The sequence below is a fragment of the Saccharothrix sp. ST-888 genome (assembly GCF_000955975.1).
GTDB lineage: Bacteria > Actinomycetota > Actinomycetes > Streptomycetales > Streptomycetaceae > Kitasatospora.
The window spans coordinates 26,148-36,266 of sequence record NZ_JYJF01000076.1; the positions used below are offsets into that span (position 1 = coordinate 26,148).

A 10,119-nucleotide genomic window follows, 5' to 3' on the forward strand; every position below is an offset into this window, starting at 1 on the left:
ATGGTCCGCCGCAGACGCCCCAGGACGTCGGCCAACGGCCCGCAGGGCCTGCCCGGCATCTCCACCACCGGACGCCGGGCCGGTACCTTCGTACTGCTGCTGATCGTCGCGCTCGCCGCCCAGGCCACCCGGGTCCAGGTCTTCGAGGCCGACTCGCTCGACCACAACTCCGCCAACCAGCGCGCGACCATCCAGCGGTACTCCCAGCCGCGCGGAAACATCCTGGTGGCCGGCCAGCCGGTCACCGGTTCGGTGGCGACCGGCGGCCGGTACGCGTACAAGCGCACCTACACCGACGGCTCCCGGTACGCGGCGATCACCGGCTACTCCTCGCAGACCTACGGCAACACCCAGCTCGAAGGCGTCTACGACGACCTGCTCTCCGGCACCGACGACCGTCTGGCGAGCTGGGCGCTCTGGGACGAGGTGGCCCGCAGGCAGAACCCCGGCGGGGACGTCCACACCACCATCGACAAGGCCGCCCAGCAGGCCGCCATGGACGGCCTCAACGGGCAGAAGGGCGCCGTCGCGGCGATCGAACCCGCCACCGGCCGGATCCTCGCGCTGGTCAGCACCCCCTCGTACGACCCCGGCGCCTTCGCCGGCTCCTCGGGCGCCGACCAGGCCGCCTGGGACAGGCTCCGGGCCGACACCAACCAGCCGATGCTCAACCGGGCGCTGCGGCAGATCTACCCGCCGGGCTCGACCTTCAAGGTGGTCACGGCGGCGGCCGCGCTCTCCGCCGGGGTCGTCACCGACACCGGGGAGGGGACCGGCGCCCCGTACCCGTACGTCATGCCGGGGACCACGACGCCGCTGGTCAACGACACCAGCGCCTGTGACACCGCGGATCTGTCGCTGGACACCGCAATGACGTACTCCTGCAACAGCGTGATGGGATACCTCGGGGTGCGGACCGGGCTGGAGAAGATGACGGCGATGGCCGAGAACTTCGGCTTCAACGACCCGAGACTGGACATCCCGGTGCGGGCCGCGCGCAGCAACTTCGACACCAGGATGAACCAGTCGCAGGTCGCGCTCTCCTCGATCGGCCAGTACGACACCGCCGCCACGCCGCTGGTGATGGCCATGGTCGCGGCGGGCGTCGCCAACAACGGCACGGTGATGTATCCACAGCTTGTGGACAGACTGGCGAAGAGCGACGGCAGCACGGTCCAGGTGATGGAGCCCGTCACCTACCGGAAGGCGATGACCCCGTCCGTCGCCGGGCAGGTGCAGCAGCTGATGACCGACGTGGTGGAGAACGGCACCGGCCGCAACGCCCGGATCTCCGATGCCGTCGTCGGCGGCAAGACCGGTACCGCCCAGCACGGCGTCGACAACACCGGCACCCCCTACGCCTGGTTCATCTCCTGGGCCAGGCCCGCCGACTCCCGCGACGTCCCCCCGGTCGCGGTGGCCGTGGTGATCGCCGACAGCGAGGCCACCGACGTCACCGGCGGCGGCCTCGCCGCGCCGATCGCCAGGTCCGTGATGCAGGCGGTGCTCCAGGGCCACTGACGGGCGGACAGGCGAACCGCTGTCAGGCGCCGAACGCACTCTGCCGGAGAGCGGGATGACCCTGGCGGGCGTCCGATACCGGCCGGCACGGCCTGATCCCAACCACTACGCGGACGGATCGCCGCGCCGTCTGCTTTCTGTCCGGTTTGTCAGGGGTTATGCGACGATTCGTACAAGGCGGACCTCGGCTCTCACCGTTTGCGCTACTGGTGGATTCGCGGGGTACTGTCCCATCTTTGTTCGGTTGGTCCGTCTGCTCCCCCCACGAGCAGCTGCGGAGCAGTCGCTAGGACACCCTCCCCCGCCTAGAAGGAACCACCGCGTTGACCACCCCAAGCACCACCAGCGCGCGTCTGTTCAGACGGAAGCCGATCGACACCCTGATCGCCGAGAGCGGTTCGGCCGACAGCCTCCCTGCCGGGGCACCCGAGGAGGGCGGCCGCTCCGGGATCCACCTGCGCCGCTCGATCGGCCTCTGGCAGCTCTCCTCGATCGGTATCGGCGCGACCGTCGGCACCGGCATCTTCTTCGTGCTGAGCAGCGCGGTCCCCGAGGCCGGCCCCGCGGTGATCGTGTCCTTCGTGCTGGCGGCGGTCACGGCCGGTCTGACGGCGCTCTGCTACGCCGAGATGGCCTCCGCGATCCCGGTCTCCGGCTCCTCGTACTCGTACGCCTACGCGACGCTCGGCGAGATCGTCGCCTTCGGGGTCGGCGTCTGCCTGCTGCTGGAGTACGGGGTCTCGGCCTCCGCCATCGCGGTGAGCTGGGGCCAGTACCTGAACAAGTTCTTCGACCTGGCCTTCGGCTTCCGGATCCCGGAGTGGATGGCGGCGCCGCCCGGCGACGGCGGGTACTTCAACCTGCCCGCCGTGATCCTGGTGGCCATGGTGGTCCTGCTGCTGATCCGCGGTGTCAGCGAGTCGGCCAAGGTCAACGCGACCATGGTCGGCATCAAGATCGTGATCCTGGTGCTCTTCATCGCGATCGGCCTCACCGGCTTCCGCAGCGGCAACCTGAGCCCGTTCATGCCGCTCGGCTTCGGCGGTGTGCAGGTGGCCGCGTCGAGCATCTTCTTCTCGTTCATCGGTCTGGACGCGGTCTCCACGGCGGGTGAAGAGGTCAAGAACCCGCGCCGCACCCTGCCGCTGGCGATCATCATCTCGCTGGTCGTGGTCACCCTGCTGTACATCGGTGTCGCCATCGCCGCCCTCGGCGCCCAGTCGTGGCAGAAGTTCGACGGCCAGGAGGCCGGGCTCGCGCAGATCCTCCAGGACATCACCGGCCAGACCTGGCCGGGCCTGATGTTCGCGCTCGGTGCGATCATCTCGATCTTCAGCGTCACCCTCGTGGTGATCTACGGCCAGACCCGCATCCTGTACTCGATGGGCCGCGACGGCATGCTGCCGAAGAAGTTCGCCGAGGTCTCCCCGAAGACCGGTACCCCGGTCTGGAACACCCTGGTGGTCGGTGTCGGCGTCGCCGCCCTGGCGGCCTTCGTCCCGCTCGACATCCTGACCGACCTGACCAGCCTGGGCACCCTGGTCGCGTTCTCGGTGGTCTCGATCGGCGTGATCATCCTGCGCCGCACCCAGCCGCACCTGCCGCGCGGCTTCCGGGTTCCCGGCTACCCGGTCGTCCCGCTGCTCAGCGTCGGCTTCTGCGCCTACCTGATCTACGGGCTGCACCCGCTGACCTTCCTGTTCTTCGGGATCGCCCTCGCCATCGCCGCTGTCATCTACTTCGGCTACAGCGTCAAGCACTCCAAGCTCAACCGGGCGGAGAGCGAGCTCAGCACGGGCGGCTGAGCACGGCCGTACGCAGGCTGCGGTCCGCGCACCGGGCCGAGGGGCTGCCGGGGGATTCCCCCGGCAGCCCCTCGGCGTTCGACCTGGCCCCGGACCGGCGCGCGGCGGACCCGCTCGCAGGTGCCCGGCGCGCGGTGGGCCGTAGGGCCGGACCCAGCGGCGGTGGCTACTCCGGATGCGGCTGGGGGATGCTCTGACGTCCGGGCGGATGTTTGATGCGTAACGGTGGCCCCGGAGTGCGGACCGAGCGGGGAGCCACGGTGATACGGAGTCGGGAGACGGGCATGGGCGAGCGGCGGGGGTCGGGCACCGGGCGGCGGCGGTTTCTCGGGCTGGCGGCGGGGGCCGCGGTCGGGTTGAGCGCCTGCGGCCCCGGGGGTACGCCGGGGGCGGCCCCCGCGGCGAGTGCCGCGAGCGCCGGGGCGTCGGCGGCGGGCGGCCCCGCCCCGGGCCCGTCCGGGAGCCGGGCCGAGAACGAGCGGCCGGGTGATGCGGACTGGAAGGTGACCCAGGCCGGTCCCGCGCGGGCGATCGAGGGGTTCGCCGACCGGGTGAGTGTGCTCCCGGGCGAGCAGTTCGGGCTGCATGTGTCGACCACCGCGCCGGGGTTCACCGTCTCCGCGTACCGGATGGGCTGGTACGGCGGTGCGCGGGCCCGGCTGGTGTGGCGCTCCGAGCGGCTGCCGGGCAGCCGGCAGGCCGATCCGACGGTCGACCAGCGGACCAGGACGGTCCGTACCGACTGGGCCAGGAGCACCACGGTGGACACCGAGGGCTGGCCGGAGGGCAGCTACCTGCTCCGCCTGGATGCCGAGGACGGATCGGGGCAGCGCTTCGTCCCGGTCACCGTCCGGTCGGCGGTCACTGCGGGGAGGACGGTGATCGTCAACGCCCCGGCGACCTGGCAGGCGTACAACGAGTGGGGCGGGTACAGCCTCTACAACGGCCCGACCGGGGGACTGGCGACCCGTTCGCTGGAGGTCACCTTCGACCGGCCGTACCTGTACGACAACGGTGCCGGGCTGTTCCTGGTGTACGAGGCGCCGCTGATCGCCCTGGCGGAGAAACTCGGCCTGCCACTGGCCTACACCACGGGAGTGGACGTGGCGCGCGATCCGGCGCTGCTGCACGGGGCGACGGCCGTGGTGTCGCTGGGGCATGACGAGTACTGGTCGCCGGAGCAGCGGCAGCATGTCACCTCAGCCCGGGACGCCGGGACCAATGTGGCGGTCCTGGGCGCCAACTGCTGCTTCCGCCGGGTCCGCTTCGAGCCCTCGGGCCTCGGGCCGGACCGTACGGTGGTCTGCTACAAGGCCGCCTACCAGGAGGACCCCGGCTACCGGGCGGGGAAGCCCGCGACCACCGACTTCCGCGAGCAGCCGGGCGCCGATCCGGAGAGTTCGCTGCTCGGGGTGATCTACGACGGCTACCCGGTCGACGCCCCCTATGTGGTGACCGAGCCCGGCCACTGGCTGTTCGCCGGGACGGGGGTCAAGGCGGGCGACAGCTTCCCGCACCTGGTCGGGGTCGAGTACGACCGGGTGCTCACCGGCTTCCCCACGCCCCGGCCGATCGAGATCCTGGCCCACTCGCCGGTGGTCTGCGACGGGCGGCGCAGCTTCGCGGACTCCGCGTACTACACGGTGCCGAGCGGCGCCGGGGTGTTCGCCAGCGGGACGATGCGCTGGGTGGAGTCGCTGGACGCCAACGGCCCCGGCGGCGGCCGGGCCGATCACGGGATGGACGCCGCGGCCGGGGCGATGACCCGGCAGGTCACCGAGAACCTGCTCCGGGCCTTCGCGGCCGGCCCGGCCGGGCGCAGCCACCCGGCCGCCGACAACGTCGAGGCCGTGTACGGGAAGGGCTGACCCGTCCGGCGCTCAGCCGTCGTTGCCGACGCCGAGCACCAGGGCGGCGGCCGGTGCGGCGGCCTCGGAGCCGTGGCCGCCGCCCTCGACCTCGACGGCCACCGCGAGGTCGTCGCGGTAGGCGGTGAACCAGCTGTTGTCCGAGGACTGGCCGCCGACCTGCGCGGTGCCGGTCTTGGCCCCGGTGTTCCCGCTGAGCCCGGACATCGCCTCGCGGGCGGTGCCGCTGGTGGCGGTCAGGTGCATCATCTGGCGCAGCGACTTCAGGGTGGCCGAGGACAGCTTGCGCTCGGCCGGGACCTGGTCGTAGCCGGGGATGAGGATCGGCTGGCGGAAGGTGCCGTTCTCGACGGTGGCGGCGACCGAGGCCATGGTGAGCGAGTTCATGGTGATCTGGCCCTGGCCGATCAGCTGGGCGGCCCGCTCGGTGGAGCTGCCCGGCGCCGGTACCTTGGCCGGGGACAGCTTGAGGCCGACCTTCCAGGTCGGCCCGATGCCGAAGAACTGCCGTGCGGTGTCCTGGAGTTCGCTGCTCCTGAGGGTGCTCGTGCCCTGCTGGATGAAGGCGGTGTTGCAGGACTGGGCGAAGTCCTTGCTGAAGGTCCAGTCCTCGCCCGACTCGTCGTTGTCGTTCTTGAAGTTGAAGCCGTTCACCGAGAGGTTCTGCTTGCAGGGCATCGTCGCGTCGGCGGAGACCCCGTTCTCCAGCAGGGCGGTGGCGGTGATCACCTTCATGGTGGAGCCGGGGGCGATGGCGCCCAGGAAGGCCCGGTTCTGGCCGGTGGCCGGGGCGTTGGCGAAGGCCAGGATCTTCCCGGTGCTGGGCTCGACGGCCACCAGCGAGGCCGGCTTGCTGCCACCGTCGGAGGCCTGCTGCACGGCCTTCTCGGCGGCCGCCTGCAGCTTGCCGTCGATGGTCAGCTTGGCCTTCTGCGCGGACTTGGGCTCGGTGACGGTGAAGAGCTTCTCCGTCGTGCCCTGACCGCTGTCGTCGGTGATCACCACGCCGGTACCGGCCGTGCCCGCCTCGCCCGAGGGCACCCGGTCGGCCAGTTCGGCCAGCAGCGGCTGGAGCGAGGGGTAGGCGTCGAGCGGCCCGCCGTCGCGGTCCGCCAGCGCGGACGAGGCCGAGGCGGGCAGCGGGCGGACGGAGATGCTCTTCCCCGGGGCCAGATGGGGGTGGATCACGGTCGGGGTCCAGTGCACGGCGCTCTTGCCGTCGCTCATCCTGACCATGCCGAGCACGCCGTCGTAGCTCCAGGCCGTTCCGGTCCCGGCGAACTCGACGGTGGCCCTGAAGGTCAGCGAGACCTGTGCCGCGGGTGCGGAGGGCACCGGCGACGGGGCGCCGGCGCCAACCGCAGGGCCGGTGACGGACAGCGTCATCGAGCCCGGCTTGACCTTGTCCCGGAAGGCCGTCAGGGTCGCGACGGCGGTGTCGGGCCGGTCGGTCAGCGCGGCCGCGGCCTCCAGGTCGCCCTTCGCCCAGGCGGCGAGGAAGGCCTTCGCGCCGTCCTCGGCCTGCTGTCCGGTCGGGGGCTGGGTGGCCACCGTGCGGACCTTCGGTCCGGCATCCGACTGGCCGGTCTTCCCGCCCATCACCGCACCGGCGATGTTGTACACCCCGTACCCGGCGACCGAGATCATCCCGGTGCAGACGGCGGCCATGCCGATCTTCACGCCCTTGTTCATGGTGCGGTTCCCCCCGCGTTCCGACAGCTGTGACCCGGCCACCCTAGGCGGGCGGCCCGGTCAGCCCCGTCGGACCCCCGTACTCGTGACGTATTCGGTACTGGAGGTCCCGACCTCAGATCCAGCTGGTGAACCACATCCTGGACCGCCAGTCGTCCATCGGGATCATCTCGCCGGTGTACAGCGGGAGGAAGTACAGGAAGTTCCACATGATCGCGAGCACCAGCAGTGCCGCCGCCGTGGTGCCGACCACCCGGCGGTCGTACGAGGCGGTGGCCGGACCGATCAGCGCGCCGATCATCATCGTCACCGCCAGTACCAGGAAGGGGACGAAGGCGACCGCGTAGAAGAGGAAGATGGTCCGCTGCTGGTACATGAACCAGGGCAGGTAGCCCGCCGCCAGGCCGCAGAGCACCGCGCCCGCCCGCCAGTCGCGCCGCAGCGCCCAGCGGTACAGGCAGTACGCCAGCGCGGCCACGCCGGCCCACCACAGCAGCGGCGTGCCGATGCCCAGCACCTCGCGGGCGCACTCGTTCGCGGTGCAGCCGGACTGGCCGGACTTCGGGGACTCGTAGAAGTACGAGACCGGACGGCCCAGGAACAGCCAGCTCCACGGGTTCGACTGGTAGGTGTGCGGGTCGTGCAGGTTCACGTGGAAGCTGTACATCGTCGCGTGGTAATGCCACAGGCTGCGCAGCGCGTCCGGCACCCAGGTCAGGTCGAACTGGAACGGCATCTTCACGCCGAACACGAACTCCGGTGACAGACCGGCCCGGTGCACCGCCCAGTCCCGGCCGTAGCCGCCCTGACCGGGGACGTTGCTGCTGAGGAACCAGCCGGTCCAGGAGGCCAGGTACACCCCGACCGCGATCAGCGAGACCGCCGGCAGCGCCAGCGTGGCGTCCCACAGGCCGAGCCGCAGCCAGCGCCGCGCCCCCGCCAGCCGCCGGGCGCCGATGTCCCAGCAGGCGCCCAGCAGCCAGAACGCCAGCAGCACGTACATGCCGCTCCACTTGGTGGCGCAGGTCAGGCCGATGCAGACGGCCGCCGCCAGCCGGTAGGGGCGCCAGCCCAGGCCCAGCCGCTCCGCGCCGTCCGGCCCGGCCGCCAGCCGGCGGGCGATCAGCTCCCGGGTCCGGTCCCGGTCCAGCAGCAGGAAGCCGAACGCGGCCAGCATCCAGAACATGACGATCAGGTCGAGCAGCGCGGAGCGGCTCATCACGTAGTGCAGTCCGTCGACGCTCAGCAGCAGGCCCGCGACGCATCCCAGCAGGGTCGAGCGGAACAGCCGGCGGGCGATCCGGGCGAGCATCAGGATCGAGACGGTCCCGAGCACCGCCACCATGAACCGCCAGCCGAACGGGTGCATCCCGAACAGCTGCTCGCCGATGCCGATCAGCCACTTCCCGACCGGCGGATGCACGATGTACGCCGGATCGGTGCGGAACGGGACGCTCGGATGCGGCGCCACGATCTGCGCGTTGGCGTCGTCCGGCCAGCTGGTCTCGTAGCCGACGTGCCAGAGCGCGTACGCGTCCTTCGCGTAGTACGTCTCGTCGAAGATGAGGGAGTTCGGCTGGCCCAGGCCCCAGAAGCGCAGCACCCCGCCGAACAGCGCCACCGCGACCGGGCCCAGCCAGCCCGACCAGCGGCAGAGCCAGGACCAGAGCGGGTCGGGCAGGACGATGCCGCGGGCCGCGAGGCGCGGTGCGGGCAGGACCCGGCGGGGTGTCACCCGCGGGCCGTCCGGCATCGGCGGGACCAGCTGTTCGGCGGGCTCGGGCCTGACCGGCGCGCGGTAGCCGTACCTCGCCAGTCCGCGCTCCCAGACCGACCGGAGGGGGGCCGCCGCACGCGGTGCCGGGACGGCCGCGGGCGGCTCGTCGCCGGGCGCGGGCAGCACGGCGATGCCGCCCTGCTCGGGGTGGTCCACGCCCGGGGGTGTCTCAGGTGCCTTCTCGCCGCTCACCCGCCACATCGTAGGGGTGGGGCATGAGCTGACAAGGGTTTCCGGGCGGAGAACGGGACGCGGGCGGCGAGGGCCGGCGCTGCGCACGGTGCGGCCGGACGAGGGCCCCGGCCTGCGCTCCAGGGTGCCGGGTGGCGGGCCGGGCGGGTCCGGGCTGGGAGGATGGGGGAGTGACAGGAGTACTGGTTCTCGCAGGGACACCCATTGGCGACGTCTCGGACGCGCCGCCGAGGCTGCTCACCGAGCTGGCGACGGCGGATGTGATCGCCGCCGAGGACACCCGGCGGCTGCGCCGGTTGACGCAGGCGCTGGGGGTGACCCCGGTCGGGCGGGTGGTCTCGTACTTCGAGGGCAACGAGGTGGCCCGGACGCCCGAGCTGGTGGAGGCGCTGCGCGGCGGCGCCCGGGTGCTGCTGGTGACCGACGCCGGGATGCCCTCGGTCTCCGACCCCGGCTACCGCCTGGTGGACGCCGCCGTCGCGGCCGAGATCAAGGTGACCGCGGTGCCGGGGCCGTCCGCGGTGCTGACCGCGCTGGCGCTGTCCGGCCTGCCGGTGGACCGGTTCACCTTCGAGGGCTTTCTGCCCCGCAAGGCCGGCGACCGGTCCAGGCAGCTGGCGGAGGTCGCCGCCGAGCCGCGCACCATGGTCTTCTTCGAGGCCCCGCACCGGATCGCCGAGACGCTGGCCGCGATGGCCACCGCCTTCGGCGCGGACCGCCCGGCGGCGGTCTGCCGCGAGCTGACCAAGACGTACGAGGAGGTCAAGCGCGGCCCGCTGGGCGCGCTGGCGGACTGGGCGGCGGACGGGGTCCGGGGCGAGATCACCGTGGTGGTCGCGGGCGCCCCGCCAGCCGCGCCGAAGGAGTACGGCCCGGCGCAGCTGGCCGAGCTGGTGGCGGTCCGCGAGGAGGCCGGGGAGCGCCGCAAGGAGGCCATCGCGGCCGTGGCGGCGGAGCTCGGCCTGCCGAAGCGGGAGGTCTTCGACGCGGTGGTGGCGGCCAAGCACGGGGCCTGAGCCGGCGGCCGGGGTCACCCGAACGCAGCAGCTCACGATGGTCGTGCCGACCGGTTTGCCCGGTCCTACCCTGGAGGGAGGCCCCGGGATGTGCCCCCCGGCCCGTGGGCCGGGGGCGGGCTTTCTACAGCCCTCTCCAATTCGGCGCCAAGACTTGGCAAGCCGGGTAGCGAAAGGCATGTCCCGGGCATTCCCTGAGAAGGAAAGACCCGAGCCGGACGGACGTCCGGCGGGCGCTGGGAGACGGC

6 protein-coding genes are annotated in these 10,119 nt (G+C 72.0%); 4 read left to right on the plus strand and 2 right to left on the minus strand.

The features are described 5' to 3' along the window. The 3 genes from UK12_RS22405 (at position 1) to UK12_RS22415 (ending at position 5,194) form a co-directional block, all read left to right on the plus strand. Positions 1-1,521 (plus strand): penicillin-binding transpeptidase domain-containing protein, encoded by a 1,521-nt coding sequence (locus tag UK12_RS22405; RefSeq protein ID WP_082119838.1) that lies wholly within the window; start codon positions 1-3, stop codon positions 1,519-1,521. A gap of 323 nt (positions 1,522-1,844) precedes the next feature. Beyond that, positions 1,845-3,326: an amino acid permease gene (locus UK12_RS22410; protein WP_082119839.1), complete on the plus strand. Its 1,482-nt coding sequence runs from the start codon at positions 1,845-1,847 to the stop codon at positions 3,324-3,326. A gap of 503 nt (positions 3,327-3,829) precedes the next feature. After that, on the plus strand, positions 3,830-5,194 hold the full coding sequence (locus tag UK12_RS22415) for a N,N-dimethylformamidase beta subunit family domain-containing protein (RefSeq protein WP_197085079.1): 1,365 nt from the start codon (positions 3,830-3,832) through the stop codon (positions 5,192-5,194). 12 nt (positions 5,195-5,206) lie between these two features. Here UK12_RS22415 and UK12_RS22420 read toward each other — a convergent pair whose 3' ends face one another. Together UK12_RS22420 and UK12_RS22425 are read right to left on the minus strand one after the other, a co-directional pair. Next, positions 5,207-6,886 carry a penicillin-binding transpeptidase domain-containing protein gene (locus UK12_RS22420; RefSeq protein WP_045304884.1) on the minus strand — a complete coding sequence of 560 codons (1,680 nt, stop codon included), beginning with the start codon at positions 6,884-6,886 and terminating at the stop codon, positions 5,207-5,209. A gap of 115 nt (positions 6,887-7,001) precedes the next feature. Continuing rightward, complete coding sequence (locus UK12_RS22425; protein WP_197085080.1) at positions 7,002-8,855, minus strand: dolichyl-phosphate-mannose--protein mannosyltransferase; 1,854 nt, start codon at positions 8,853-8,855, stop codon at positions 7,002-7,004. A 170-nt stretch (positions 8,856-9,025) separates the two neighbouring features. On the opposite strand from UK12_RS22425, the gene rsmI reads away from it, so the two are divergent. Further along, positions 9,026-9,871: a 16S rRNA (cytidine(1402)-2'-O)-methyltransferase gene (rsmI, locus tag UK12_RS22430; protein ID WP_045304886.1), complete on the plus strand. Its 846-nt coding sequence runs from the start codon at positions 9,026-9,028 to the stop codon at positions 9,869-9,871. The last annotated feature ends 248 nt before the right edge of the window (positions 9,872-10,119 follow it).